Source organism: Nocardiopsis sp. FR4 (assembly GCF_009830945.1).
GTDB lineage: Bacteria > Actinomycetota > Actinomycetes > Streptosporangiales > Streptosporangiaceae > Nocardiopsis.
This window is the reverse complement of sequence record NZ_VWVV01000027.1, coordinates 58,075-83,218: the sequence shown is the minus strand read 5'-3', so window position 1 is coordinate 83,218 and position 25,144 is coordinate 58,075. Positions and strand designations below refer to the sequence as shown.

Annotated in this window: 24 protein-coding genes; 12 read left to right on the top strand and 12 right to left on the bottom strand. The window is 74.6% G+C overall.

From position 1 onward, the window contains the following. Positions 1-35: 35 nt before the first annotated feature. Together FYW95_RS21720 and FYW95_RS21715 are read right to left on the bottom strand one after the other, a co-directional pair. Entirely contained in the window at positions 36-761 is a 726-nt protein-coding gene (locus FYW95_RS21720) for a YqjF family protein (protein ID WP_236567869.1), read from the bottom strand. A gap of 100 nt (positions 762-861) precedes the next feature. Continuing rightward, a complete protein-coding gene (locus FYW95_RS21715) occupies positions 862-1,767 on the bottom strand; it encodes a manganese catalase (RefSeq protein WP_159943428.1) in 906 nt (301 codons plus the stop codon). A gap of 221 nt (positions 1,768-1,988) precedes the next feature. Between FYW95_RS21715 and FYW95_RS21710 the strand changes: the two genes are divergently transcribed. After that, entirely contained in the window at positions 1,989-3,002 is a 1,014-nt protein-coding gene (locus tag FYW95_RS21710; RefSeq protein WP_236572272.1) for a sodium:calcium antiporter, read from the top strand. 16 nt (positions 3,003-3,018) lie between these two features. On the opposite strand, the gene FYW95_RS21705 is transcribed toward FYW95_RS21710, so the two are convergent. From FYW95_RS21705 to FYW95_RS21695, 3 genes are all read right to left on the bottom strand, one after another. Beyond that, entirely contained in the window at positions 3,019-3,513 is a 495-nt protein-coding gene (locus FYW95_RS21705) for a metallophosphoesterase family protein (RefSeq protein WP_159943429.1), read from the bottom strand. A gap of 9 nt (positions 3,514-3,522) precedes the next feature. Further along, positions 3,523-4,200, bottom strand: a complete 678-nt coding sequence (locus FYW95_RS21700; protein WP_159943430.1) for a lysophospholipid acyltransferase family protein — start codon at positions 4,198-4,200, stop codon at positions 3,523-3,525. Between the two features lie 183 nt (positions 4,201-4,383). After that, positions 4,384-5,307, bottom strand: a complete 924-nt coding sequence (locus FYW95_RS21695) for a serine/threonine dehydratase (RefSeq protein WP_159943431.1) — start codon at positions 5,305-5,307, stop codon at positions 4,384-4,386. Between the two features lie 98 nt (positions 5,308-5,405). Between FYW95_RS21695 and FYW95_RS21690 the strand changes: the two genes are divergently transcribed. After that, a complete protein-coding gene (locus FYW95_RS21690; protein WP_159943432.1) occupies positions 5,406-6,335 on the top strand; it encodes a LysR family transcriptional regulator in 930 nt (309 codons plus the stop codon). Positions 6,336-6,344: 9 nt separating this feature from the next. Here FYW95_RS21690 and FYW95_RS21685 read toward each other — a convergent pair whose 3' ends face one another. After that, entirely contained in the window at positions 6,345-6,977 is a 633-nt protein-coding gene (locus FYW95_RS21685) for a trimeric intracellular cation channel family protein (RefSeq protein ID WP_159943433.1), read from the bottom strand. Positions 6,978-7,185: 208 nt separating this feature from the next. On the opposite strand from FYW95_RS21685, the gene FYW95_RS21680 reads away from it, so the two are divergent. Further along, positions 7,186-8,544 (top strand): dihydrolipoyl dehydrogenase family protein, encoded by a 1,359-nt coding sequence (locus FYW95_RS21680; protein ID WP_160050697.1) that lies wholly within the window; start codon positions 7,186-7,188, stop codon positions 8,542-8,544. A gap of 13 nt (positions 8,545-8,557) precedes the next feature. Here the strand turns inward: FYW95_RS21680 and FYW95_RS21675 are convergent, their stop codons facing one another. The 3 genes from FYW95_RS21675 to FYW95_RS21665 all read right to left on the bottom strand — a co-directional run bounded on the left by FYW95_RS21675 (position 8,558) and on the right by FYW95_RS21665 (position 11,251). Next, on the bottom strand, positions 8,558-9,409 hold the full coding sequence (locus FYW95_RS21675) for a siderophore-interacting protein (RefSeq protein WP_160050696.1): 852 nt from the start codon (positions 9,407-9,409) through the stop codon (positions 8,558-8,560). 97 nt (positions 9,410-9,506) lie between these two features. Then, positions 9,507-10,523 (bottom strand): N-acetylglucosamine kinase, encoded by a 1,017-nt coding sequence (locus tag FYW95_RS21670; protein ID WP_160050703.1) that lies wholly within the window; start codon positions 10,521-10,523, stop codon positions 9,507-9,509. A gap of 107 nt (positions 10,524-10,630) precedes the next feature. Further along, complete coding sequence (locus FYW95_RS21665) at positions 10,631-11,251, bottom strand: TetR/AcrR family transcriptional regulator (RefSeq protein WP_160050695.1); 621 nt, start codon at positions 11,249-11,251, stop codon at positions 10,631-10,633. A gap of 98 nt (positions 11,252-11,349) precedes the next feature. On the opposite strand from FYW95_RS21665, the gene FYW95_RS21660 reads away from it, so the two are divergent. The 3 genes from FYW95_RS21660 (at position 11,350) to FYW95_RS21650 (ending at position 15,019) form a co-directional block, all read left to right on the top strand. After that, positions 11,350-12,357 (top strand): carboxymuconolactone decarboxylase family protein, encoded by a 1,008-nt coding sequence (locus tag FYW95_RS21660; protein ID WP_160050694.1) that lies wholly within the window; start codon positions 11,350-11,352, stop codon positions 12,355-12,357. Between the two features lie 85 nt (positions 12,358-12,442). Beyond that, on the top strand, positions 12,443-13,699 hold the full coding sequence (locus FYW95_RS21655; RefSeq protein ID WP_160050693.1) for a GNAT family N-acetyltransferase: 1,257 nt from the start codon (positions 12,443-12,445) through the stop codon (positions 13,697-13,699). Between the two features lie 48 nt (positions 13,700-13,747). Then, complete coding sequence (locus FYW95_RS21650) at positions 13,748-15,019, top strand: GNAT family N-acetyltransferase (RefSeq protein ID WP_159943439.1); 1,272 nt, start codon at positions 13,748-13,750, stop codon at positions 15,017-15,019. Positions 15,020-15,023: 4 nt separating this feature from the next. Here FYW95_RS21650 and FYW95_RS21645 read toward each other — a convergent pair whose 3' ends face one another. Further along, positions 15,024-16,088, bottom strand: a complete 1,065-nt coding sequence (locus tag FYW95_RS21645; protein WP_159943440.1) for an aminotransferase class V-fold PLP-dependent enzyme — start codon at positions 16,086-16,088, stop codon at positions 15,024-15,026. 67 nt (positions 16,089-16,155) lie between these two features. Beyond that, on the bottom strand, positions 16,156-16,695 hold the full coding sequence (locus FYW95_RS21640) for a MarR family winged helix-turn-helix transcriptional regulator (protein WP_159943441.1): 540 nt from the start codon (positions 16,693-16,695) through the stop codon (positions 16,156-16,158). Positions 16,696-16,959: 264 nt separating this feature from the next. Here FYW95_RS21640 and FYW95_RS21635 point away from each other — a divergent pair, with 264 nt between their 5' ends. The 5 genes from FYW95_RS21635 (at position 16,960) to fahA (ending at position 22,970) form a co-directional block, all read left to right on the top strand. Continuing rightward, positions 16,960-17,922 (top strand): MBL fold metallo-hydrolase, encoded by a 963-nt coding sequence (locus tag FYW95_RS21635; RefSeq protein ID WP_159943442.1) that lies wholly within the window; start codon positions 16,960-16,962, stop codon positions 17,920-17,922. A 61-nt stretch (positions 17,923-17,983) separates the two neighbouring features. Further along, positions 17,984-19,636: an FAD-dependent monooxygenase gene (locus FYW95_RS21630; protein ID WP_159943443.1), complete on the top strand. Its 1,653-nt coding sequence runs from the start codon at positions 17,984-17,986 to the stop codon at positions 19,634-19,636. A gap of 35 nt (positions 19,637-19,671) precedes the next feature. Continuing rightward, complete coding sequence (locus FYW95_RS21625; protein WP_159943444.1) at positions 19,672-20,880, top strand: homogentisate 1,2-dioxygenase; 1,209 nt, start codon at positions 19,672-19,674, stop codon at positions 20,878-20,880. Further along, a complete protein-coding gene (locus FYW95_RS21620; RefSeq protein WP_159943445.1) occupies positions 20,877-21,725 on the top strand; it encodes a hypothetical protein in 849 nt (282 codons plus the stop codon). The genes FYW95_RS21625 and FYW95_RS21620 overlap by 4 nt, the downstream gene beginning before the upstream one ends. Before the next feature lie 27 nt (positions 21,726-21,752). Next, positions 21,753-22,970, top strand: a complete 1,218-nt coding sequence (gene fahA / locus FYW95_RS21615) for a fumarylacetoacetase (RefSeq protein ID WP_159943446.1) — start codon at positions 21,753-21,755, stop codon at positions 22,968-22,970. A 38-nt stretch (positions 22,971-23,008) separates the two neighbouring features. Here fahA and FYW95_RS21610 read toward each other — a convergent pair whose 3' ends face one another. After that, entirely contained in the window at positions 23,009-23,635 is a 627-nt protein-coding gene (locus FYW95_RS21610; RefSeq protein ID WP_201294978.1) for a TetR/AcrR family transcriptional regulator, read from the bottom strand. A 61-nt stretch (positions 23,636-23,696) separates the two neighbouring features. Here FYW95_RS21610 and FYW95_RS21605 point away from each other — a divergent pair, with 61 nt between their 5' ends. Further along, complete coding sequence (locus FYW95_RS21605) at positions 23,697-25,133, top strand: aldehyde dehydrogenase family protein (RefSeq protein WP_160050692.1); 1,437 nt, start codon at positions 23,697-23,699, stop codon at positions 25,131-25,133. Positions 25,134-25,144 lie beyond the last annotated feature (11 nt).

The window sequence follows — 25,144 nt, the reverse complement described above, 5'->3', positions numbered from 1 at the left end:
AGGGGGCGTGGGAGGGAGGGTCCGCCGTGCGCTGGTCAGGTGCGGGGCGCGGTGGCCAGGGAAGGGGTCGCGTGGGCGTCCACTCCCGGTGACCAGAGCACCGACACGGGTTCGGGGGCGTCGACGTGGACGCCCGCGGCCTGGAGCAGGTTGCCCTGGTAGGTCCAGGAACGCACGCGGTACAGCGGCCAGGGCCGGTGGTGTACACGGATCCACCAGGTGCGTCCGGCGCGGGCGGTGTGCAGGCCCCAGCGCGCGGTGACGAAGTGCTCCAGGGGGGAGGGGTCGGCCAGGGGCTCGCCGACGGTGAGGCGCCACCTGCCCCGGACTCCGCCGCGGAGCGGGTGGCGCAGCACCGTGCCCGTGTGCGTGTGGTCGTCGCCGCGCAGGCGGATGCGCGACCACAGGTAGGGCAGGCCCACCAGGGTGCGGGCGGCCAGGACGCTGTGCGGGGCGGTGGCGTCCATACTCAGGAAGACCACGCCTTGGCGGCCGTGGGAGTCCACCGAGTACAGGCGTACGTTGACCTCGTCGAATCCGCCGACGGGGATGCCCAGGGCCGTGGTGGAGGGGGCGCGGAAGGCCACGAGGCCCACGTAGGTGAACCCGTGGAGGACGTCGGGCCGGGTGTGGGCGGGAAGCAGGGGTGCCACGCGCTCGGGCGGGACGGGCCAGTGCGCGAAGACGGTGTCGCGCCAGTTCTGGCCGAGCAGCGCTGGGCCGGGAAGCGCGGGGGGGTCGAGGGGCGGTACCCCTGGCACGCGCGCTGAGGACACGGGATCACCCCGCAGGCCTGGTGGAGGACGGTGGGTTCTGTCCCGCCAAGCCTAGACGGGGTGACCGTGGGTGGGCGGGGCGGGGCTACTCCAGGGTGTCCTTGAGCTTGCCCATGACGCCCTCGCTCTTGGTGGCCTTGTCGGGCCCCTTGGCCGAGCCCTCGCCGCCCTGGCCGTCGAAGGAGGCGTAGAGCTCGGGGTCGGGCGGCGGGGCGGAGGCCGGGCCGCCGAGCGGGTCGGGCTGGTCGAGGTAGCGCAGTTCGTGCTGGCCGTCGGGTGCGGGCCGGTGGGCCCAGCGGGCCTGGGAGGCGTCGGTGCCGTCGGACAGGCCCCAGATGGTGTTGGCGTGTTCCTGGTTCTCCTCGTCCAGGAGGGCGTTGGGGGCGATCTCGCCCTCGATGCCGTCCTCCTGGAGTTCCTCGATGGCGGCGAGCCACATGTTCTGGTGGACGGTGTCGCGGGCGAGGTTGAACTGGAGCATGGCCTTGACGCCGGGGTCGTCGGTCATGTTGTACAGGCGTGCGGTCTGCAGGCGGCCCTGGGCCTCGGCGGCGGCGTTCGCGCGGAAGTCGGCGAGCAGGTTGCCGCTGGCCACGATGTACTTGCCGTTCCAGGGGGTGCCGGCGGAGTCGGCGGGCACGGCGCCGCCGCCGGAGACGATGGCCTGCTGCGGGTTCATGCCGCCCACGATGGCCGCCACGGCCGGGTCCTTGACCGCCTTGGCCACGGTGGTGGCCGGGGCGCCCTCCAGCAGGCGCGCGACCATGGTGGCGAGCATCTCGACGTGGCCGATCTCCTCGGTGGCCACGTCCATGATGAGGTCCTTGTACTTGCCCTCGATACGGCAGTTCCAGCCCTGGAACAGGTACTGCATGGTGACGGTCATCTCTCCGTAGGCACCGCCGATGAGCTCCTGGAGCTTCATGGCGTAGAGCGCGTCGGGGGCCTCGGGTTTGGCTTCGAACTGCAGGTGTTTGGTGTGCCGGAACATCCGTCTCCTCGTTCCTGGGGGATGTGGTGGGCGACACGTCGTCTTCGCGGCCGCTACCCGAGGGCGCGGAGGGTAATCACGGTCAACCCGGAGTTGGCCCATCGTGTACCGGCGTGTGTGGCGGGGCGCCTCGGGTAGTCGGGTGGCGGTGTGGACCGGCTGAGCGGGGGAGGGCTGCGTTGGAGGTGCTGGCTCCCCCCTGGCCGTTGTCCTGGAGTGTGGTGCTGTTCGCGCTGACGGCCGTGGTGACGGTGGCGGCCAGTGTGCGGATGACGGGGCTGGGTGATGTGCTGGCCGACCGTACCGGGTGGGGTGAGGCGGTCTTCGGCGCGGTGTTCTTCGGGTTGGCGACGTCGTTGTCGGGGATCGTGATGACGGCGGTGAGCGCGGTGGTGGATCAGCCGGGGCTGGCCTACGGCAACGCGGTCGGGGGGATCGCGGCGCAGACGCTGGCGTTGGCGGTGGCCGACTTCTTCCACCGGCGGGCGAATCTGGAGCACGCGGCGGCGTCGTCGGCGAACCTGCTCTTCTGCAGCCTGTTGATCGGTTTGCTGTCGTTGGTGCTTTTGGCGTCCTTTGGTCCGGATGTGACGGTGGCGGGGGTGCATCCGGCGTCGCTGGGGCTGGTGCTGTTCTACGCGGGCGGATTGTGGTTGATCCAGAAGGAGCACAAGCATCCGATGTGGCGGGCGGTGCGTACCCGGGAGACCGTGGTGGACGTTCCTGCGAGTGGGGGCGCGCCGGGGTCGGGTGAGCACGTGTGGGCGCCGCGGACCGGGGTGTTGTGGGTCCGGTTCGTCGCGGTGGGCGCGGTGGTGGCCGTGGGCGGGTGGGTGCTTGCCGTGGCCGCGGACACGATCGTGGAGACCACGGGGCTCAGAGCGGGGTTCGTGGGGGCGGTGGCGCTGGGCGCGGTCAACGCGCTGCCGGAGACGGTCGCGGCGGTGGCGGCGGTGCGGCGCGGGGCGATGACGTTGGCGGTGTCCGCGGTGATCGGCGGTAACGCGTTGGACGTGCTGAACCTGGCGGTGGGGGACGTGTTCTACCGGTCGGGCTCGCTGTTCCACGTGGCGACGGAGGAGGAGTTGTTCCTGACCGCGGGCGCGGTGCTGATGACGGTGGTGCTGTTGGCGGGGTTGATCCTGCGCCAGGCGCGGGGATGGGCGCGGATCGGTTTCGAGGGAGTGCTGTTGATCGTTGTCTACGCGGGGATCGTGGGTGTGCTGGTCTTCTGAGCCGTGTCGGCCGGGCTCAGACGATCCGGTGCAGGCGGACGTGGTGGAGGTGCCCGTCCTGGACCTGGACGGTCATGTAGGTGTGGTGGGGTTGGCGGCGCCGGTCGGTGGGGGAGCCGGGGTTGAGCAGGCGCAGGCCCGTGGGCGCGGTGGTGTCCCAGGGGATGTGGGAGTGGCCGAAGACGAGGACGTCGTGGTCGGGGAAGCGTTGGGCGCAGCGGTGCTCCCGGCCGCGGGCGGGGCCGGTCTCGTGCACGACCGCGATGCGCACGCCCTCGAGGGTGGCCCGGGCGGTCTCGGGGAGCCGGGCGCGCAGCTCGGGGCCGTCGTTGTTGCCGTGGACGCCGATCAGGCGGGCGGCGCGGCCCTGGAGGCGGTCCAGGCTGTCGGCGTCGCACCAGTCCCCGGCGTGGATGACGGCGTCGGCGCGGTCGACCTCGCGCCAGACCTGGTCGGGTAGGTCGCGGGCGCGGCGCGGGATGTGGGTGTCGGAGATGAGGAGCACGCGCATACGGGCAGCCTAGGTGGTTTCGTGGCCGCCGATGGTGTTGTACTTTCCGGCGCGTTCCTGGCCGGACATCGCCTGGATGGCGTCCATGATCTCGTCGGTGATGACCCGTCGGGCCTTGCCGGGGGCCAGGTGGTCGTAGCCGGTGGAGAAGTCCAGGGGGGCGCCGAAGCGGATGGTGTAGGGGTGGGGGCGGGGGAGGGAGGCGCCGACGGGCTGGACGTGCTGGGTGCCGGTGACGGCGACGGGGACGACGGGGGCCTTGGACTCCAGGGCGAGCAGGGCCACGCCGGTGCGACCGCGGTAGAGGCGTCCGTCCAGGGAGCGGGTGCCCTCGGGGTAGATGACGCAGGCCTCGCCCTCGCGCAGTCTCTCCAGCATCATCTCCAGGGAGAGCATGGCGCCGCGCGCGTCGGTGCGCTGGACCGGCATGGCGCCCAGGGAGGTGAACAGGGTGCGGGAGAGGTGGCCCTTGAGGCCGGTGCCCTCGAAGTAGTCGGACTTGGCGAGGAAGCGTACGCGCCGGTGGGAGGCGGCCAGGGGGATGACGACGCTGTCGATGAAGGACAGGTGGTTGCTGGCCAGCAGGACCGCGCCGGTGGTGGGGATGTTCTCCCGGCCCTCGACCGTTGGGCGGCACAGGGTGCGGGCCAAGACCGAGACCGTCTGCCGCAACGCACCGTAGAGCACGTGTTCTCCCTCACCACTGGTCGGACGCCGCAGTCCAATGTAAGGGCGACTGATCGGTAACAAGGGCCCGGGGTGCGTGGAGTGCCCCAGGTCACCCTCGGGGGGCGGGGTCCGTTGTGCCAGGTCGTGCCCTTGTGCGCCCTGGAGGGCCGCTGTGGCGGGGGAGGGGCTGCCCCGGAGGTCTCAGCCCTCGCGCCGCCACTGGGCGTTGGCTCCGCAGATCACCAGGCAGGGGTGGTCGCCGGGGACGCGCCCGGCGAGCCAGGCGGCGAAGGGGACGGCCGCGGCGGGTTCGGTGGCGATGCGGAACTCCTCCCACAGGCGGTCCTGGGCCTGGAGGATCTCGGTGTCGCTGACCAGGGCGGGGGTCACCGGGTGGGCGCTGAGGACCTCGAAGGGGACCCGGCCCAGGGCGGCGGCGCCCAGTGCGGAGGCGGCCACGGAGTCCACGGGGCCCTGGACGGGGTGCCCGGCGGCCATCGCGGCGTGCATGCTCTGGCAGCCCCGGGGTTCCACGCCCACGACGCGGCGTCCCTGGGCGCCCAGGCGTACGCCCGCGACCAGGCCGCCGCCGCCGACCGCGACGGCGATGGTGTCGCACCCGGGGGCGTCCGCGGCGATCTCCAGGCCGATGGTGCCCTGGCCCGCGACGACGAGGGGGTCGTCGAAGGCGTGCAGGTAGCGTACGTCCTCGGCCTGGGCGCGGGCGGCGGCGGCCTCGGCGGCCTGGGCGTAGTGGTCGCCGACGCGGACGATCTCGGCGCCGGTGGCGGCCAGGGGGGCGGCCTTGGCCTCGGGGACCGTCCGGGGGACGTAGACGGTGGCGCGGACGCCGAGCAGGCGGGCGGCGGTGGCCACGCCCAGGCCGTGGTTGCCGCCGGAGGCGGTGATGACCCGGTCGGTGGGGGGACCGCCGAGCAGGGCGTTGAGGGCTCCGCGCAGTTTGAAGGCCCCGGTGCGCTGCAGGTGTTCGAGTTTGAGGGTGAGGGGGCGTCCGTCGACCTCGGTGCGCAGGACCGGGGTGCGGCGGGCGTGGGGGGAGATGCGTTCGGCGGCGGCGCGGACGTCGGTGGCCGTGGGTGTGGCGTGCGCGGTCGTGGAGCTCATAGCTCTCACTCTGCCCCTACCGGTGGTTAACTTAAAGTTGGGCTTGCTAAGGAAGGGTAAGCGAAGCTTTGTGCCGAGCTTTGTTGTAGGGAGAGTTCGTGCTGGACGCCAACCGGTTGCGGGTGCTGGTGGAGATCGCGCACGCGGGGTCGATCGCTGCGGCGGCCGAGCGGCTCTCCTTCACCCCGCCCGCGCTGTCGCAGCAGCTGACCAAGTTGGAGCGCGAGCTGGGCTGCCGTCTGGTCGAGCGCGGTCGCACCGGCGCCACGCTCACCGAGGAGGGCCGGGTCCTGCTCGCCTACGGTGAGCGGGTGCTGGGGGAGTTGCGTGACGCGGAGGCAGCGGTGCGGGCGCTGGTCGGGGCGGCTCCCGAGCGCCTGTCCCTGGGGGCCTTCGCCAGCGCGGGCAAGGTTCTGCTGCCCGCCACGCTCGCCGCCTTCGGCCACGAACACCCCCAGGTGCGCCTGTCGTTGGCCGACATCGAGCCTCCCGGGGGGTATGACCTGGTCACCTCCGGCGAGCTGGACCTGCTGGTGACCCACCGCTACCCGGCGGTGCCCCTGCCCCGGGCCGGAGGGCTGCACCGGGAGAGGGTCCTGGTGGATCCGCTGCTGGTGACGCTGCCCCGGGGGCACCCGTACACCGACCGCGACCCCTCGCTGGCCGAGCTGGCGGACCAGGAGTGGATCTGCGGCGCCCCGGGCATCCACAACCGGATCAGCCTGGACACCGCGGCGGCCGCCGCGGGGGTGCGCCTGACGGTGGCCTACGAGACGCGTGACTACGAGGTGGCGCTGGCGTTGATCGAGGCGGGTGTGGGGGTGGCGTTGATCCCGTTGAGCATCCTGGCCTCGGCGCGCGGGACGGGGTGGGTGAGCCGTCCGCTGCGGCAGGTGCGGCTGGCCCGGGAGATCTACGCCGTGCACCGGCGCCGCCCGCCCGAACCGGTACCCGCCATGGTCACCATTCTGCGCGGTGTGGCGGCCCGGGCCCTGGGGCCCGGGGGCCCGGCGGCCGGGCCGGGGTGAGCGGGCCGCTCACAGGGGCGGGGCGCCCGGGGGCCGGGGCGCGCTCCAGCGGTAGAGCAGGGACAGCAGGCGCACGCCGAAGCACAGCAGGGCCCCGACCACGGCGATCCGTCCCCCGGTCAGGCCGACGGTGGCGCAGGCGGCGACCAGGCCCGCGCCCAGCAGGGCCGGGACGGCGTACAGGCGCGAGTTGGCGCTGAGCACGGTGGGGACGCGGTTGAGCAGGACGTCGCGGATGGTGCCGCCGCCCACCCCGGTCACCGCGCCCAGGAGGGCGGCCTGAAGGGGGCCGAACCCGAGTTCGAGGGCCTTGGTCGCACCGATGACGGCGAACAGGCTCAGACCGGCCGCGTCGAAGACCAGGATCGGTTTGGCCAGGTGGGTGAGCTGGCGGCTGAGGAAGAACGCGGCGGTGGCGCCCAGCATGGCGGTGCAGACGTAGCGCCAGTCCTGGAAGGTGGCGGGGGTGACGCCGAGCAGCAGGTCGCGGATGACGCCGCCGCCCAGGGCGGTCACCACGCCCAGGACCATGACGCCGACGATGTCCACGCGCGCGGTGCGTATGGCGGTCAGCGACCCGTCGATGGCGAAGGCCAGGATGCCGACGAGGTCGAGGACGAGGATGAGGGTCTGCGTGGACATGCGGGTGCGCCGGGGAAGGCTGTTCCTCTCGGGTGGGGCGGGTGCCGACCGAATATTTCACCACGTGGGCGGCGTGCCGCCCAACCGCGCGGGGTGCGGCGCGGCTCCGGTGCGCCGGGCGGCGGGGTGTGTCGGGTCTTCCCCGCGTCCCGGGCGGGGGACACCATCGGGGGAGGGGACCACCGGAACACGGGCGGAGTGAGGACCTATGGAACACATGGACGCGGTCGTCATCGGCATGGGCCCGGGCGGGGAGACCGTCGCCGGACGCCTGCTCGAGGCGGGCAAACGGGTGGCGGTCGTCGAACGCGAGCTCATCGGCGGGGAGTGCGCCTACTGGGCGTGCGTCCCCACCAAGGTGCTGCTGCGCCCACCGGAGGTGCGCCAGGAGGCCGAGGGCGCGGCCGGCGTGGGCCGACCGGACCTGGACTGGGCGGGACTGCGCGCCTACCGGGACCGGATGATCCGCCACCTCGACGACTCCGCGCAGGAACGGGGCTACCGCGACCAGGGTGCCCTGGTGGTGCGGGGGCAGGCGCGCGTGGTCGGGTGCGACCCCTGGCGGGTGGAGGCGGGCGGCACCGAGCTGACCGCCGACCACGTGGTGGTGGCCACCGGTTCGCGGGCCGCCGATCCGCCGATCAGGGGACTGGAGGACCTGGACTCCTCACTGGTGTGGACCAACCGGGAGGCGACCACGCTCACCGAGATCCCCGGCCGCGCGCTGGTGGTCGGCGGTAGCGCAGTGGGGGTGGAGCTGGGCCAGTTCCTGGCCCGGATGGGCACCCGGGTCACGCTGGTCCAGCGGGGTCCGCGCCTGTTGGACCGGGAGGATCCGCGGCTGGGTGAGCTGGTCGCCGACCAGTTCGAGCGCGACGGGGTCACCGTGCTGCTGGGCAGCGAGGTCTCCTCGGTGGCCCGCGGGGGCGCGGGGGTGCGGGCCGTGCTGGAGGGCGGCCGGACGGTGGAGGCCGACGTGGTGGTGCTGGCCACCGGGCGGCGCCCGCGCACCGACGGGCTGGGCCTGGAGGAGGCGGGCGTGCGGGTGGACTCCTCCGCCCTGGTGGTGGACGAGCGCTGCCGGGCGGCGCCGGGGCTGTGGGGGGTGGGAGACGCCACCGGACGGGCGCTGTTCACCCACGTGGCCAAGTACCAGGGGCGGGTGGTGGCCGACAACATCCTGGGCGGGGACCGCACCGCCGACTACACCGCGGTGCCGCGCGTGGTCTTCACCTCGCCCGAGGCCGCGGGGGTGGGGCTGACCGAGGAGCAGGCCGGACGGGCGGGGATCGACACCGTCACCTCCGAGGTCGACCTGGCCCGGAGCCTGGCCCGGCCCTGGACCTACGAGACCGAACCGCGCGGGACCCTGGGTCTGGTGGCCGACCGCGGGCGCGGGGTGCTGGTGGGCGCCTGGGCGTTCGGGGCGATGGCGGGGGAGTGGATCCACACCGCCGCGCTCGCCATCCGCACGGGCCTGCCGGTGGCGGTGCTGGCCGATACGATCCCGCAGTTCCCGACCTACAACGAGGCCTACCTCATCGCCCTGGAGGGGCTGCGGATGTGAGCAAGCTGCGGGCTCAGGCCCCGGTCAGGGCGGCCTCCTCCTCGGCCTCCACGTCGCGGTTCCACTCCGCCTTGGAGCTCTGCCAGCCGTCCTCGTCGCGGCCCAGCCGCCAGTAGCCCGACACCGACAGGCGCTCCTTGGGCAGGCGGTGTTCCACGCGCAGCAGGCGGCGCAGGTCGCGGACGAACCCGGCCTCGCCGTGGACGAAGGCCTGGACGGTGCCCGGGGGGAAGTCGAGGGCGCGTACGGCCTCGACCAGGGCGGCGCCCACGGGGCGGTCGGCGCGGTGCAGCCAGGTCACGCGCACGTGGGGGCCGCCGGCCAGGTCCTGTTCCTCGCGGGGGCCGGCGACCTCCGCGAACACGTGGGCGCGGGCGTGGGCGGGCAGGTGTTCGAGCGTGGCGGCGATGGCGGGCAGGGCGCTCTCGTCCCCGGCCAGCAGGTGCCAGTCGGCGTCGGGGTCGGGGGCGTAGCCGCCGCCGGGGCCGAGCAGGCGCAGGCGGTCGCCGGGCCGGGCGGAGGCCGCCCAGGGGCCGGCCAGGCCGGTGTCGCCGTGGTGGACGAAGTCCAGGGTGAGCCTGCGGGCGCGGGGATCCCAGGCGCGCACGGTGTAGGTGCGGGTGACGGGCCACTCCTGGCGGGGGCGTTCGGCGCGGACCCGGTCCAGGTCGTAGGGTTCGGGGTCGCCGGGGGCGGGCGGGGGGAAGAGGAGTTTGACGTAGCTGTCCGTGTGGCCCCGGGTGGTGAAGGCGGCCAGGCCCTCGCCGCCCAGGACGACGCGGATCATGTGGGGCGTGAGGCGCTCGACGCTCTCCACCCGTCCGGTGTGGACGGTTCTGTTCCCGCGTCCCTGCCGCTGTGCCACAGCGCCCCCTCGGTTCTTGTCAGGTTAGCCAACCCTAAGTCTTCTCTACCGTAGGGTACGCGCCGACCCGGGGCAACACGGGTCGGCGCCGTGTGGTTCACGCCGCGTCGGTGCGGTCCTGGCCCGGATCGCGGTCGGTGCGGGTGAAGACCGCGTGCAGGCGGCGGTCGTGCTCGGGCGCACCCGCCCGCAGGGCCGCCAGCCAGGCCGCCCCGCCCGCCGTGCACCCGGCCAGGGTGATCGCGGACCCGGCCGCGCCCAGGGTCAGCTTGCGCATCAGCGCCGCGCGGACCGGTTCCGATCCGGTGAGCACCCCGCCCGCGAGGACCACGGGTTGGCGCTCGCCCGGGTTGCGCACATGGTGCACCGAGTGCGCCAGGTGTCCGGCGGCGGCCTCCACGATCACCTCGGCGGCGGGGTCGCCCTGCTCGAGGGCCTGGCTGACCAGCGGGGCCAGGGCGGCGAGGGTGACGGGGGCGGCGGCGGTCAGGGTGCGCGCGAAGGCGCGGGCGTGCTCCTCGGGCAGGTGCGCGCGGTCCGGTGCGGGCCGCTGGCCCGGGATGACCCGCTTGGCCACCGCGCGGGCCAGCGGGCTGAGCGCCCCGCCCCGGGACAGCTGCCGGGCCGTCTCCCGGGCGGCCTGGTGGCCGATCCAGAACCCCGATCCCTCGTCGCCGATCAGCCAGCCCATCCCGTCGGCCGAGCGTGTGCGCGCCCGCCCCTCGATCCGGGTGGCGATAGCCCCGGTTCCGGCGATGAGGACGGTGCCGTCGGGGGCGGGGGTGCCCGAGGCGAAGGCCACCTCGTCGTCGCCGGTGAACTCCGCGCGGACCCGGGGCAGGCCCGCCTGGGCCAGGGCGCTTTCCATGCGGGCGCGTACGTGTTCCTCGCGCAGAGCGGAGGCTCCGGCCAGGCCGACCACGGCGGCGGCCACGGACTCGCGTGAGCGGGGCCCGGCCGTGTCCAGTGCGGCGGTGAGGGCCTGGGCCAGGTGGGCGGCGGCGCTGTCGGCGCCGTGGGCGTTGGGGTTGGCGCCCCGGGCGTGGCCCAGGCCCATCCGTCTTCCGTCCAGGGTGGTGACCAGGGCGCGGGTGGCGGTGCCTCCGGCGTCCACCCCCACCACGAGTCGGTGCTCCCCGTCGCGGGGGCGTCGGTCGGATCGGGCCTGGAAGGAGGTGGTCGCACGTGTCACAGGGAAGAGGTGCCCCGCCGCGGGCGGTGTTACCCCTCCGCTGGGGGGGACGCGGGAGCGGCGGGCGGGTTCCCCGTGGGCCGTGCGGCGGCGAGCGCCGAGCGCACCGCCTCCTCCACCGCCCGCGCGTCCAGGGGGTCGCCGGTTACCAGCAGGCGCAGGTAGACGGGGGCGGCCAGCGCGCGGACCAGATCTCTGGGGTCGGTGTGCGGGGGCAGTTCCCCGCGGGCCCGGGCGCGTTCGACCACCGGGCGGGCCCGGGCGACCCGGTCGTCGAACATGCGGTCTCGGGCGCGGGCCACCTCGGGTATGCGTACGGCGTCGGCGAGCATCGCGGCGATGACCGCCCCGGTGGGGGAGGCCAGCACGTCGACCAGGGAGCGCGCCATCGCGCGCAGGTCGCCCTCCAGTGTTCCGGTGTCGGGCATGGGGACGTCCTGGGCCACGACCTGCCCCAGGGCGTCCACCACCAGGCTCTGGCGGTCCCGCCAGCGCCGGTAGACCGTGGTCTTGTGGACTCCGGCGCGTTGGGCGACCCCCTCCACGCTCAGGCCCGAGTAGCCCCGCTCGCCCAACTCGGTCAGGGTGGCGGCCAGGACGGCGGCGCGTACCTTGGCGCCTCGGCCGAGGGGTCGGGAGGCAGAAGTCAACGCAACTCCTTGTTGCTTGGTGGTTGTCGGTGCGGCAGGCTGAGTTATCGCAACAAAAAGTTGCGATAAAGCTTCGCTTCCCCGGAGGAACCCCAGCCATGGCCAGCATCTACCGGTACACCACCCCTGTCACACCGCGCGAGGCCACCGGGCCGGTCGCCGCCGCCTACACCCAGATCCGTGAGGAGTTCCTGCTCGCCGACGGCCCCCTGATGACCCTGTCCCGGGTTCCGTCCCTGCTCGTGGCGGTCTGGGCCCTGCTCCGGGAGGCCGAACTCGCCGGACCCGCCTCCCGCGCCGACCGCGAGCTCGTCGCCGCCGCGGTCTCCGCGGCCAACCGCTGCCCCTTCTGTGTCGACGCACACACGACCCTGGGGCACGCCGCGGGCGAGCACACCGCAGCCGAGGCCGTGCGGGCGGGCCGCAGCCCCCGGGACCCCGCCAGGGCCGCCCTCGCCGACTGGGCCGCGGCCACCGCCGCCCCCGGCGAGCTCCCCCCGGCGCCCTTCCCCGCCGAGCACACCGCCGCCTTCGTGGGCACCGCCCTGGTCACCCACTTCATCAACCGCGTGGTCACCTCCCTGTTGGAGGAACGCCTCCTGCCCGCCAACGCCCAGAACTCGCGCCTGGTCCGGCGTGCCCTGGGCCGCGCCGTCCGCCGGGGCCCAGGCGACTCCGTCGCGCCCGGCCGCTCCCTGTCCCTGCTCCCGCCCGTGCGGGGCCCCGTGCCCGCCTGGGCGCGCCAGAGCCCGGTCGGTACCGCCTACACCGCGCTGCGTGAGGCCGTCGAGGCCCTGCCCCTGCCCGGGGCGGTCCGCGCCCGGGTACGCGCGGTCGTCGCCGGGGGCGACCTCACCCCGCCGCCCCTGGCAGGGGCCTGGCCCGAGGAGCACCTGGAGGGGCTCCAGGGCACCGAGCGGGCCGCAGCGCGCCTGGCGCTGTGCGCGGCCCTGGCCCCCCACCGGGTCAGCGACGCCCATGTGGAGCACTGGCGTGCCGGCGGCGGTACCGACGCCGACCTGGTCGGACTCATCGCCCTGGGCGCCTTCACCGCCACCGACCGGGTCCGGTCCGCCCTGGAGGCCTCGGCCCGCCACGGCGGCTGAGCGCGCTCGGCGGGGCGGGCGACACGGGTGCCACCAGGCGGAAAATCAGTGGCACGCCCCGTGCGCGGCTGAGAGGCTCGGGTTCATGACAGGTGTGCGAGCGCAGGGACCCGGCGGCCGGGAGTGGACCGTGCGAGTCGGGAGCGAGGCCGAACACCCCGAGGCGCTGCGGGTCTTCGCCGAGGCCGTCAACGTCTCCGCCCAGGAGGTGGTCGAGGGCGAGCGCGACCATCCCACGGCCGAGCACGACCGGACCCTGCTCGTCCTGGACGGGGAGCGGATCGTGGGCACCGCCATGGCCTGCGGTCTGCGCATGACCATGCCCGGCGGTCCGCGCCCGGTCGCGGGCGTGACCGGGGTGGGGGTGTGGCCCACCCACCGGCGCCGGGGGGTGCTCAGCGCGATGATGCGCCGCCAGCTCGCCGACGTTCGCGCCCGCGGGGAGCACCTGGCCGTGCTGTGGGCCTCCGAGAGCGGCATCTACCCCCGGTTCGGCTACGGCATGGCCTTCCACCAGGTGCGGGCGAGCATCCAGCGCCCCCACACGGCGCTGCGCCCCGACGCGCCCCGCGACCCGGCGCTGACCGTGGAGCTGGCCGAACCCGACCAGGTCCGCCAGGAGATGGAGGATCTGCACCAGCGCGCCGTGCCCGCCCGGGCGGGGGAGTTCGTCCGCTCCCCGAACCGGTGGGGCCAGCTGTTGCGGGAGCGGTCCAAACCCGGGCCGGGGCGGGTCCGGGTGGCGCTGGTGCGCGGCCCCGACGGGCCCGCGGGCTACGCGCTGCACCGCCTCCTCGGCCGGTGGGGGGAGGACCTGGCCCAGGGGCGCATCGAGGTGTCCGACCTGGTCTCCACCACCCCGGCCGCGCGCGTGGCCCTGTACGAGCACCTGTTCTCCCGCGACCTGATCGCCGAGACGGCCTTCGAAGCCCTGCCCGAGGACGACCCCCTCACCGTGCACCTGGCCGACCCCCGGCGCCTGGTGCGCCGCGGCTTCGACGGGTTGTGGGTGCGCCTGGTGGACGTGCCCGGGGCGCTGTCCGAGCGGCCCTACGCCACCGGGGTGGACACCGTGCTGGAGGTCGGCGACCGCTACGCGCCCTGGAACGCGGGGCGCTGGCGGGTGCGCGGCGGCCCCGGCGGGGCCCGGGTGGAGGCCGCCGACGCGGCCCCCGACCTGACCGTGGACGTGTCCCACCTGGGCGCCGCCTACCTGGGGCGGCGCTCCCTGACCGGGTTCGTGGACGCCGGGGCGGCGGTCGAGCACACCCCGGGCGCGGCGGCGAGCGTGGACACCGCCCTGTACGTGCCGCGCGCCCCCTTCTGCAGTACCGAATTCTGACCACCCCACAGGCGGCTGGCGCCGCCAGAACGGACGGGAACACTGCCCATGACGATCGAATCCGGCCCGCGGCGGGACGCCGAGTGGACCGTGCGCGGTACCGACCGCGAGGAGTACGCGCAGGTGATGCGGGTGGTCGGCGAGGCCCTGCTGTCCGCGCAGAGCACCGAGGAGCGCGAGGCCACCCTGCGCCCCCTGTTGGACGCCGAGGGCTATGACCGGGTCCTGGTGGCCACCGGCGACGACGGGGAGATCGTCGGCGCGGTCAACGACTTCGCGTTCGAGATGGCCCTGCCCGGCGGTCCGCGCCCGGTCGCGGGCGTGACCGGGGTGGGGGTGTGGCCCACCCACCGGCGCCGGGGCGTGCTCAGCGCGATGATGCGCCGCCAGCTGGCCGACACCCACGCGCGCGGACAGCGCTACGCCGCCCTGTGGGCCTCCGAGGGGTCGATCTACGGCCGGTTCGGGTACGGTCCGGCGGCCACAGAGATGGAGACCTCCGTGCGCGCCCCGCGCACCGTCCTGCGCCCCGACGCGCCCCGCGACCCCGCCCTGACCGTGCGCCTGGTCGAGCCCGGGCGGGCGCGGCCCCAGCTGGAGCGGGTGCACCGCGAGGTCGCCGCCGTCCAGGTCGGCCAGTTCCAGCGCGCCGCGCACTGGTGGGACCGCCTCCTGCGCGACGACCCCGCGCAGCGGGGCGGCAAGGGGCCGCTGTGGGCGGTGGTGGTCGAGGGTCCCGACGGGCCGGTGGGGTACGCCCTCTACCGGACACAGAGCACGTGGGAGCGCGACGGCGCCCGCGGTGAGGTGCACGTGCAGGAGGTCACCGCCACCGTCCCGGCGGCCTGGACCGCCCTGTACGAGCACCTGTTCTCGCGGGACCTGACCACCGGGGTCGTGCTGGACTCCCTGCCGGTGGACGACCCCCTGCGCCACCTGCTGGCGGACCGCGACGCGGCGCCGCCCACCCTGTACACGTCGTTGTGGGTGCGTCTGGTGGACGTGCCCGGGGCTCTGTCCGAGCGCTCCTACGCCGCCCCGGTGGACACCGTGCTGGAGGTCGGTGACCGCTACGCTCCGTGGAACGCGGGGCGCTGGCGGCTCAAGGCCGGGACCGACGGCGCCCGGGCGGAGGCCACCGACGCGGCCCCCGACCTGAGCGTGGACGTGTCCCATCTGGGTGCCGCCTACCTGGGGCAGACCGCGTTGGAGGGTTACCTGCGCGCGGGGCTGCTCACCGAGCACACCCCCGGGGCGGTGGAGCGGCTGGACGCCGCCCTGCACCGCCCCCGGGCCCCGTTCTGCGGGGTGATCTTCTAGGGGGTCAGCCGCGCAGGGCGCCGACCAGGCGGTCCACGTCGGAGGCGTCGTTGTACAGGTGGAACGCCGCCCGCAGCCTGCCGTCGCGGGCGGCGGTGCGCACCCCCGCGGCGGCGACGCGCTCCAGGGCCCCCTCGGGAACCGGGACCGACACGATCGCCGACCCGGCCGGTTCCAGGTCCAGGGCCCGGCGCAGCCGGTCGCCCAGGGCGGTGTTGTGCGCGTGCACGGCGGCGGTGCCCACCTCCTCCAGCAGGGCCAGGGAGCGCTCCAGCGTGATCCACGCCGACCACACCGGGGGCAGGTCCAGGCGGCGGGCTCCCTCGGCCAGTCGCAGCGGGCCCCCGTACAGGGAGGACCACCGGTCCTCGCCCGCGTACCAGTTCGCGGCCGGGGGGCGGAGCGCGGCCAGGGCGCCGGGGGCGGCGGTGAGCAGAGCGGCCCCGCGGGTGCCCAGCAGCCACTTGAAGGTGGAGCAGACCGTGTAGTCCACGCGGGAGGCGTCCAGGGGCAGCCACCCGGCGGCCTGGGTGGTGTCCACCAGCAGCCGGGTGCCGTGCTCGGCGCAGGCGGCGCGCAGGTCCTCCAGCGGGGCGACCTGTCCGGTGGCGGACTGCACGGCGGAGACGGCCACCAGGGAGGTGGCGGGGCCGACCTCGCCGGCCAGGTCGGCCAGGGGGACCTCGCGGACCCGGACCCCGTGCTCCTGGCGAGCCATGAGGGGGAAGGTGAGCGAGGTGAACTCCCCGGTGGCGGTCAGCACGTGCGCGCCCGGGGGCAGGCTGGCGGCGACGGCCCCGACGAACTGGGCGACGTGGGTGCCCACGGCGACGTCGTCGGCCGAGACGCCCACCAGGCGGGCGTAGGCGGCGCGGACCCGGTCGACGAGGGGGTCGGCGTCGGCGGGGTGGAATCGGCCCTCGGCCAGGTCGCGGGCGTGCTCCTCCAGGGCGCGGCGGCTCCGGCGGGGGAGCAGGCCGTGGGTGGCGGTGTCGAGGTAGGCGGCCTGGGGGGAGAACTCGTCCCGGAGGGCGAGGGGCACGCGGGTGGTGGAGTGGGAGTCGTCCATGCCCCTGATGCTCGCGCCGCCGGCGGGGCGCGGCAAGGTCCATTGGGGGCCGCGGTGGACTGCCGGGTCAGCTGCGGAACTTGGCCTTGGCGTCGGTGGAGCCCGCCATGAGCTTGTTGAGCAGGCGGACGAGTTCGCGGCGCTCGTCGGGTTCCAGGGCCTGGGCCCAGGCGCTCTCGCGCCGGTTGTGGGCGCGGAAGCTGCCCAGGATCGCGCCGTACCCGGCCTCGGTGAGGCTGAGCTGGAGGGCGCGCCGGTCGTGGGCGGCGCGTTCGCGCACGATGAGTCCGTCGCGTTCGAGGGTGTTGAGCAGGGCGGACAGGGCGGCGCGGCTCATGCCGGAGATCTCGGCGGTGGTCTTGGCCTCCATGGGTCCGGCCAGCCAGAGCGCGAAGATCACCCGGAAGCCCGGCCAGGTCAGGCCGCGGGGGCGGTGGACCGAGGACTCCAGGTCGTAGATGACCATGCTCGTGGCCCGGTTGAGGGTCAACACCATGCGCATGGCGTCGGTGTTCACGGAGGGCAGTTCCTGCTCGGCCTTGCGCACCGCGTAGTCCACGAAGGACCAGAACGTGAGATCGCTGGGGGGAGCGGCGTTGTCGGTCACGCCGACCAGCCTAGTACCTGGTGTGTGCGCGCTGTTTACCTGGTCTTTCCCCTGTGGCGTGCGCGTGGCGGGGGTGCCGGCGTGGCGAGGTCGTCCGCCCCGGGTGCGGGAAAGGGAGAGAGTAGCCTGAGAATGTGATCTGCGCCACTTGTGCGGGGGTTCCACGCCTCCCGGGGTTGTGGCGCGGGGCACGCCCGGGTCAGAATCATCAAACCTTTGATCAATCGGGTGGTGCGCCGCCCCCAACGCGTGAAGGGCCCGACCATGGCAGCCAAGCCGTTCGCCTCATCCGCCGACACCCAGGCCAAGGAGCAGACCCTGGAGGTCCTGGCCGAGGGGGTCTACGCCCTCACCGCCGAGGGCGACCCGAACGTGGGCGCCATCGAGGGCGAGGACTTCCTCGTGGCCTTCGAGGCCCTGGCCACCCCCACCGCGGCCCGCGAGTGGCTCGCCAAGCTGCGCGAGCACACCGACAAGCCCGTCCGCTACCTGGTGCTCTCGCACTACCACGCGGTCCGCGTCCTGGGCGCCAGCGCCTTCGACGCCGAGATCATCCTCACCCACGAGAAGACCCACGCCCTCATCCGCGAGCGCGGCAAGGAGGACTGGGCCAGCGAGTTCGCCCGCATGCCGCGCCTGGCCAAGGACGCCGGCTCCGTGCCCGGGCTGACCTGGCCCACCCAGACCTTCGCCGACCGCACCACCATCGACCTGGGCGGGAACCGTGGCGAACTGGTCCTGCAGTACTTCGGCCGCGGCCACACCGAGGGCGACATCGTCGCCTGGCTGCCCCGCCAGGAGATCCTCTTCGCCGGCGACCTCGTCGAGGCCCAGGCCGCCCTCTACACCGGCGACGCCTTCCACCACGACTGGGCCGGAGCCACCCTGGACGGCGTCAAGGCCCTGGGCGCGCGGATGCTCGTCGGCGGGCGCGGCGCCGTCAGCCGCGGCCGGGAGGAGGTCGACGCCGCCATCGAGCAGACCCGCGGCTTCCTGCGGGTCATGATCGAGCAGGTCGGCGCCGTCCACCGGCGCGGCGGCACGCTCAAGGAGGCCTTCGAGGCCACCCACGCCGCCCTGGTCGACGACTACGGCCACTGGCCCATCTTCGAGCACTGCCTGCCCTTCGACGTCTCGCGCCTGTGGGACGAGTTCTCCGGCATCGAGCGCCCCGTCATCTGGACCGCCGAGCGCGACCGCCAGGTCTGGGACCAGCTCCAGGGCTGACCCGACCCCGACCCCGTCCACCCCCGCCCGTCCGGGGCGTCCACGTGAATGGAGCCACCACATGCGACCCCCCGCTCCCCGCACCCCCGCCGGCGCCGACACCGGCGCCGAGCCCGTCCTGGTCCTGGGCGCCGGACCGGTCGGCCAGACCGCGGCCCTGCTGCTGGCCCGGCGCGGCGTCCCCGTCCTGGTCCTGGACGCGCGCCCCGAACGCGACGCCGTCGGGTCCAAGGCCATCTGCCAGCAGCGCGACGTCCTGGACGTGTGGGACTGGCTGGGCGCCGGAACCCTCACCCGCGAGGGCCTGACCTGGGACACCGCACGCACCTTCTACCGCGAACGGGAACTGTTCAGCGTGCGCCTGCCCGACCCGGGGGCCTCGCCGCTGCCGCCGTTCGTCAACATCTCCCAGTCGCGCACCGAACAGGTCCTGGACGAGCGCATGGCCGCGGCGGGCCTGACCACCCTGTGGAACCACCGGGTCACGGGCCTGACCCAGGACGAGCACGGCGTCACCGTCCAGTGCCAGACCCCCGGGGGCAGGGTGTCCCTGCGCGGCTCCCACGCCCTGTCCTGCCTGGGCGCGCACGGCGGCTCCGTCCGCCAGGCCCTGGGGATCGCCTTCGAGGGCACCAGCTTCGACGACCGCTTCCTCATCTGCGACATCCGCGCCGACCTGGCCGGGTGGGAACGCGAGCGCCGCTTCTACTTCGACCCCGAGTGGAACCCCGGCCGCCAGGTGCTCATCCACCCCTGCCCCGACTCGGTCTACCGCATCGACTGGCAGGTGCCCAGCGACTTCGACCTGGCCGCGGAGCAGGCCAGCGGACGCCTGGACGCGCGCGTCCGCCAGATCATCGGCGAGCGCCCCTACGAGATCGTGTGGCACTCGGTCTACCGCTTCCACACCCGCGTGGCGGACCGCATGCGCGCGGGCCGGGTCCTGCTGGCCGGCGACAACGCCCACCTGGTCGCCCCCTTCGGCGCCCGCGGCCTCAACTCCGGGGTGCAGGACGCCGAGAACGCCGCCTGGAAGCTCGCCTACGTGCGCGCCGGGTGGGCGGGCGAGGAGCTGCTGGAGAGCTACCACACCGAACGCCACGCCGCCGCCCTGGAGAACGCCGACGTCACCAGCGCCACCATGCGCTTCCTGGTCCCCCGGAGCGAACAGGAGCACCGCACCCGCCTGGACGTGCTGGAGCGGGCCCTGACCGAGGAGGCCGCCCGCGCCCTGGTCGACTCCGGGCGCCTGGCCGAACCGTTCTGGTACACCGACTCGGCCCTGACCACGCCCTGCACCGAACGCCCCTTCGGCGGGCGCCCCGCCCGCGGGCAGGCCCCCGCCCCCTGCCCCGGCGTGGTCATGCCCGACGCCCCCGTCGCCCTGCCCGGCCCCGGCGCGCCCGAGCGCCTGCGCCCCCTGCTGCGCGAGGGGCTGACCCTGCTCGCGGGCCCCGCCCCCGGGGACGGCGACCCCGACGCCTTCCTGTCGGGTGTGCGCGCCGCCGCCCGCGAGGCCACCCCGGCCCCCGTCACCGCCCTGTACCTGCACGAGATCGACGCCACCGGAGCGCTCACCCGCGCCCTGGCCCCCGAACCGGGCCAGGTGTGGCTGGTGCGCCCCGACGCCCACGTCGCCGCCGTCGTCACCGGCGCCGACGCCGTGCGCGAGGCGGTGCGCACCGCCCTGGGCGCGGCCGCCGCCACCGTCTGACCGCCATCCACCGACACGGTAGGGAGAACACCGCCATGGCCTACTACCGGCAGGTGGGCGAGGTGCCCCGCACCCGCCACACCCAGCACCGCACCCCCGAGGGGGGCCTGTACTACGAGGAGCTGATGGGGGAGGAGGGGTTCTCCTCCGACTCCTCGCTGCTGTACCACCGCGCCATCCCCTCGGCCATCGTCGACGCCGCCGAGTGGCGCGTCCCGGACCAGACCCGCACCCGCAACGCGCCCATGGTGCCCCGACACCTGCGGCTGCACGAGCTCTTCCCCGGCCAGGAGTGGAAGGCCGCCGACGTCGTCCAGTCGCGCCGCCTGGTGCTGGGCAACGACGACGTGCGCCTGTCCTACGTGGTGGCCGGCGCCCCCTCCCCGCTGTACCGCAACGGCATCGGCGACGAGTGCGTGTACGTGGAGTCGGGCACCGCCCGGGTGGAGACCGTCTTCGGGCTGCTGGAGGTGGGACGGGGCGACTACGTCATCCTGCCGCGCGCCACCACCCACCGCTGGGTGCCCACCGGCCAGGAGCCGCTGCGCGCCTACGCCATCGAGGCCAACAGCCACATCGCACCGCCCAAGCGGTACCTGTCCCGCTACGGGCAGTTCCTGGAGCACGCCCCCTACTGCGAGCGCGACCTGCGCGGCCCCTCCGAACCCCTGCTGGCGGAGGGGGAGAACGTGGAGGTGCTCATCAAGCACCGCGGTGACGGCCCCGGCGGGATCTCCGGCACCCGCTACACCTACCCCACCCACCCCTTCGACGTCGTGGGCTGGGACGGGTGCCTGTACCCCTACGCCTTCAACGTCGAGGACTTCCAGCCCATCACCGGTCGCGTCCACCAGCCGCCGCCCGTCCACCAGGTCTTCGAGGGGCACAACTTCGTGGTGTGCAACTTCGTGCCGCGCAAGGTGGACTACCACCCCGGGGCCATCCCGGTGCCCTACTACCACTCCAACGTCGACTCCGACGAGGTCATGTTCTACTGCGGCGGCGACTACGAGGCCCGCAAGGGCTCGGGGATCGGCCAGGGGTCGGTCTCCCTGCACCCGGGCGGCCACTCCCACGGCCCCCAACCCGGCGCCTACGAGCGCAGCATCGGCGTGCAGGCCTTCGACGAGCTCGCCGTCATGGTGGACACCTTCCGCCCCCTGGACCTGGGCGAGGGCGGTCTGGCCAGCGACGACGGCGGCTACGCCTGGACCTGGGCCGGCGGACGCCGGGAGCGGGGATGAGCGTGCTCCTGTACCGCGGCCTGTTCGACGACGCCGCGCTCTTCCCGCCCGGCAACGCCCCCATGGTGGGGGCGCTGTCCGCGCACCGCGCGCACCGGTCGGGCCCGCGCGCCGCCTACGTCGGCCCGTTCCTGGTCTCCGACGCCCGCCTGGGCGAGCTGCGCGCCGTCCTGGCCCGCGAGGAGGGCGCCCCCGAGCCCCTGGCGGTCGCGGTCACCGTCCCCGGCGGCCCCGACGGGGTGGAACCCGCGGTGGCCGCCGTACTGGCCGATCCGGCGCTGCGCCTGGTGGGGGTCGAGGTCGCGGCCGAGCCCGGCCGGGCCGCGGAGGCGGCCGCCGCCCTGGGGGCCGGCCTGCCCGCGGGGGCGGGCGGGTTCGTGGAGGTGGCGCGCCAGGGCGAGGTGGCCGCCGACCTGGCGGCCCTGGCGGGTACCGGGTACGGCGCCAAGTTCCGTACCGGCGGGCTCACCGCGCGGGCCCACCCCGACGAGGAGGAACTGGCCGCCTTCCTGCACGCGGCCGTGGAACGGGGGGTGCCCTTCAAGTGCACGGCGGGGCTGCACCACGCCGTGCGCCACACCAGCGCCGAGGGGTTCGAGCAGCACGGTTTCCTCAACGTGCTGATGGCCACCGCTGCCCTGGTCGGCGGCGGCCCGGTGCGCGAGGCCGCCCACGTGCTGGCCGACCGCGACGGCCCCCGCCTGGCCGCGCTCGCCGCCGCGCTCCCCGACGACCGGGCCGCCGCGGTGCGCGCGGCCTTCCGTTCCTTCGGGACGTGCAGTATCAGCGAACCCCTGGAGGACCTGGTCGTCCTGGGAGCGCTGCCTGTGTCCCGCACCCGTTGACCCGCCCACTTCCGAGAAAGCGAACCCATGCCCGACAGCTGGCTCGATCCCGTACCCGACGCGCCGTTCGGCCTGGCGACCCTGCCCTACGGGGTGTTCAGCACCGGCGCCGATCCCGCCCCGCGCACCGGCGTGGCGGTGGGGGAGTACGTGCTGGACCTGGGCGCGGCCGCCCGTGCCCTGGACGCGCCCTTCGCCGACACCGTCGCCCGGCCGAACCTGGACGCCCTGCTGGCGGCCGGACGGCCGGTGTGGGAGGCGGTGCGCGCCGCGCTGACCGACTGGCTCACCGATCCCGCCCGGGCCGCCGCGGTGCGCCCCCACCTGGTGGAGCGGTCCTCGGCGCGCCTGCACCTGCCCTTCACCGTGGCCGACTACGTGGACTTCTACGCCTCCGAGCACCACGCCACCAACGTCGGCCGGATCTTCCGCCCCGAACAGGAGCCGCTCACTCCCAACTGGAAGCACCTGCCCATCGGCTACCACGGGCGGGCGGGCACGGTCGTGGTCTCGGGCACCGACATCGTGCGCCCGGTGGGGCAGCGCAGGCCCCCGGGCGCGCCCGCTCCGCTCTTCGGCCCCTCGACCCGTCTGGACATCGAGGCCGAGGTCGGTTTCGTGGTGGGCACCGGAACCCGGATGGGCGAGCGGGTGGGGGCGGACTCCCTGGCCGACCACGTCTTCGGGGTCTTCCTGCTCAACGACTGGTCCGCGCGCGACCTCCAGGCCTGGGAGTACGTGCCGCTGGGCCCCTTCCTGGGCAAGTCCTTCGCCACCTCGGTCTCGCCGTGGGTGGTGCCGCTGGCCGCGCTGGAGGCGGCCCGCGTGGCCCCGCCCGCCCAGGACCCCGAGCCGCTGCCCTACCTGCGGACCGGCCAGCCCTGGGGGCTGGACCTGCGCCTGGAGGTGCGGGTGAACGGGCACGTGGTCTCGCGTCCGCCCTTCGCCCAGATGTACTGGACGGCCGCCCAGCAGTTGGCGCACATGACAGTCAACGGCGCCAGCCTGCGCACCGGGGACGTGTACGCCTCGGGCACGGTCAGCGGCCCCGAGCCGGACCAGCGGGGCTGCCTGCTGGAGCTGACCTGGGGCGGGAAGCAACCGCTGCGCCTGTCCGACGGCACCGAGCGCGCCTTCCTGGAGGACGGTGACGAGGTGGCCATCACCGCCACCGCGCCCGGGGCCGACGGTGCGCTGGTGCACTTCGGCGAGGTCACCGGCCGGGTTCTGCCCGCCCGCGACTGAGGCCGCGTGCGGACCGGCGGGACCCTCGGGGCCGGGGGTCAGGCGCCCCGGGCGCCCAGGGCGCGCAGCAGGTAGGGCAGCAGCCGCTCGGCCATGCGGGCGCCGGGGCGGGACCCGGGGGTGTGCGGGACCAGGAAGGTGTGGCTGACCATGGGGCCGATCACCATCTCCCCCACCACCGTGGTGTCCTGGACCGGGGGGATCTCCCCCCGGTCCGCGGCCCGGGCCAGGACGGCCTCCACCCGGGCCTGGAGCGGCAGCACGAACTGTTCCGTGAGGGCCTCGGCCAGGGCCTGGTTGTGCGCGGCCTCGCCCAGGACGGCGCGCAACAGGCGCCCGGAGGGGCCGTCCAGGGCGGCGGCCTTGTCGTGCAGCAGCGCCGACAGGTCCCCGCGCAGGCCCCCGGTGTCGCGGTCGGGGCCCAGTTCCTCGGCCCAGGCGCGGGCGGCGCCCAGGACCAGGTCCTCCTTGGAGCGCCAGCGCCGGTAGAGGGTGGCGGTGGAGACACCGGCCCGTTTGGCGACGGCGGCGGTGGTCAGGCCGCTGTAGCCGTGGGACTGGAGTACGGCGAGGGTGGCGTCCATCAGCGCGCGGTCCCGGGCGGCGTCGCGCGGCCTGCCCCGGTGGGGCGCGCGCGAGGCCTCGGGCAGATGGTCCGTGGTCATACCGGAAATCCTATGCGAGTGCCCCCTATGGAAACGAAAGTGTTTCGTTTACCATCGGCGCATGTCGAACACCGCCGCCGACGCCGCGAGCGCCCCCCTGCCCGTCCCCGAACCGCTCACCCTGACCACCGAGATCCCCCCGACCGTGGCCCGCCTGCGCGCCGCCTTCGCCTCCGGCCGCACCAAGCCCCTGGCCTGGCGCCGCGCCCAGCTGCGCGCCCTGCGCCGCCTGCTCACCGAGGAGCGCGCCGCGCTGGAGGACTCCCTGCGCACCGACCTGGGCAAGAGCCCGGTGGAGGCGCACACCACCGAGATCGGCTTCGTGGTCAACGAGATCGACCACACCCTGCGCCACCTGTCCTCCTGGCTGCGCCCGCGCCGGGTCCCGGTGCCCGTCTCCCTGGCCCCGGCCAGGGCCCGCCTGGTGCGCGAGCCGCTGGGCACCGTGCTCATCATCTCCCCGTGGAACTACCCGGTGAACCTGTCCCTGGCGCCCCTGGTCGGCGCCCTGGCGGCGGGCAACACCGCACTGCTCAAGCCCAGCGAGCTGGCCCCCGCCACCTCCGCGGCCCTGGCCGACCTGGTGCCGCGCCACCTGGACACCGAGGCGGTCGCGGTGGTGGAGGGCGGGGTCCCCGAGAGCACCGCCCTGCTGGAGGAGCGCTTCGACCACATCTTCTACACCGGCAACGGGGCGGTGGGCCGCATCGTCATGGCCGCCGCCGCCAAGCACCTGACCCCCGTCACCCTGGAACTGGGCGGCAAGAGCCCGGTCATCGTCGAGCCCGGCGTGGACCTGGCCACCACCGCCCGCCGCCTGGCCTGGGGCAAGTTCACCAACGCCGGTCAGACCTGTGTGGCACCCGACTACGTGCTCGCCGTCGGCGACACCGCGGCCCCGCTGCAGCGGGAGCTGGCCGCGGCCATCACCGAGATGTTCGGCGAGGACCCCGCCGCCAGCCCCGACTACGGGCGCATCGTCAACGAACGCCACTTCGCCCGGCTCACCGCGCTGCTGGACAGCGGCACCGTGGTCGCCGGGGGCCGCCACGACCGCGAGCGGCTCTACCTGGCCCCCACCGTCCTCGGCGACGTGGACCCGGACTCACCGGTGATGTCGGAGGAGATCTTCGGCCCGATCCTGCCGGTGGTCGGCGTGCCCGACCTGGACGCGGCGATCGACTTCGTCAACCGGCACGACAAGCCGCTGGCGCTGTACGGCTTCACCGCATCGGAGGAGACCAAGCGCCGCCTGACCACCGAGACCTCCTCGGGCGGGCTGGCCTTCGGCCTGCCCGTCGCGCACCTGGCCGTGCCCGGCCTGCCCTTCGGCGGGGTGGGGGAGAGCGGCATGGGCGCCTATCACTCGGTGGCCTCGCTGGACACCTTCTCCCACACCAAGTCGGTGCTGGACAAGCCGCTGCTCCTGGACACCATGCGGGTGGCCTACGCGCCCATCACCCGGACCAAGGAGAAACTGCTGCGCAGACTCCTGTGAGGCGCCGGGCG

What these genes read in the sequence shown, in the direction of transcription:
- FYW95_RS21715 (WP_159943428.1), bottom strand. Translation starts at nt 1,767, where the DNA reads ATGTTCCGGCACACCAAACACCTGCAGTTCGAAGCCAAACCCGAGGCC.
- FYW95_RS21705 (WP_159943429.1), bottom strand. Translation starts at nt 3,513, where the DNA reads ATGCGCGTGCTCCTCATCTCCGACACCCACATCCCGCGCCGCGCCCGC.
- FYW95_RS21695 (WP_159943431.1), bottom strand. Translation starts at nt 5,307, where the DNA reads ATGAGCTCCACGACCGCGCACGCCACACCCACGGCCACCGACGTCCGC.
- FYW95_RS21685 (WP_159943433.1), bottom strand. Translation starts at nt 6,977, where the DNA reads ATGTCCACGCAGACCCTCATCCTCGTCCTCGACCTCGTCGGCATCCTG.
- FYW95_RS21680 (WP_160050697.1), top strand. Translation starts at nt 7,186, where the DNA reads ATGGAACACATGGACGCGGTCGTCATCGGCATGGGCCCGGGCGGGGAG.
- FYW95_RS21660 (WP_160050694.1), top strand. Translation starts at nt 11,350, where the DNA reads ATGGCCAGCATCTACCGGTACACCACCCCTGTCACACCGCGCGAGGCC.
- FYW95_RS21655 (WP_160050693.1), top strand. Translation starts at nt 12,443, where the DNA reads ATGACAGGTGTGCGAGCGCAGGGACCCGGCGGCCGGGAGTGGACCGTG.
- FYW95_RS21650 (WP_159943439.1), top strand. Translation starts at nt 13,748, where the DNA reads ATGACGATCGAATCCGGCCCGCGGCGGGACGCCGAGTGGACCGTGCGC.
- FYW95_RS21645 (WP_159943440.1), bottom strand. Translation starts at nt 16,088, where the DNA reads ATGGACGACTCCCACTCCACCACCCGCGTGCCCCTCGCCCTCCGGGAC.
- FYW95_RS21635 (WP_159943442.1), top strand. Translation starts at nt 16,960, where the DNA reads ATGGCAGCCAAGCCGTTCGCCTCATCCGCCGACACCCAGGCCAAGGAG.
- FYW95_RS21630 (WP_159943443.1), top strand. Translation starts at nt 17,984, where the DNA reads ATGCGACCCCCCGCTCCCCGCACCCCCGCCGGCGCCGACACCGGCGCC.
- FYW95_RS21625 (WP_159943444.1), top strand. Translation starts at nt 19,672, where the DNA reads ATGGCCTACTACCGGCAGGTGGGCGAGGTGCCCCGCACCCGCCACACC.
- FYW95_RS21620 (WP_159943445.1), top strand. Translation starts at nt 20,877, where the DNA reads ATGAGCGTGCTCCTGTACCGCGGCCTGTTCGACGACGCCGCGCTCTTC.
- fahA (WP_159943446.1), top strand. Translation starts at nt 21,753, where the DNA reads ATGCCCGACAGCTGGCTCGATCCCGTACCCGACGCGCCGTTCGGCCTG.
- FYW95_RS21610 (WP_201294978.1), bottom strand. Translation starts at nt 23,635, where the DNA reads ATGACCACGGACCATCTGCCCGAGGCCTCGCGCGCGCCCCACCGGGGC.
- FYW95_RS21605 (WP_160050692.1), top strand. Translation starts at nt 23,697, where the DNA reads ATGTCGAACACCGCCGCCGACGCCGCGAGCGCCCCCCTGCCCGTCCCC.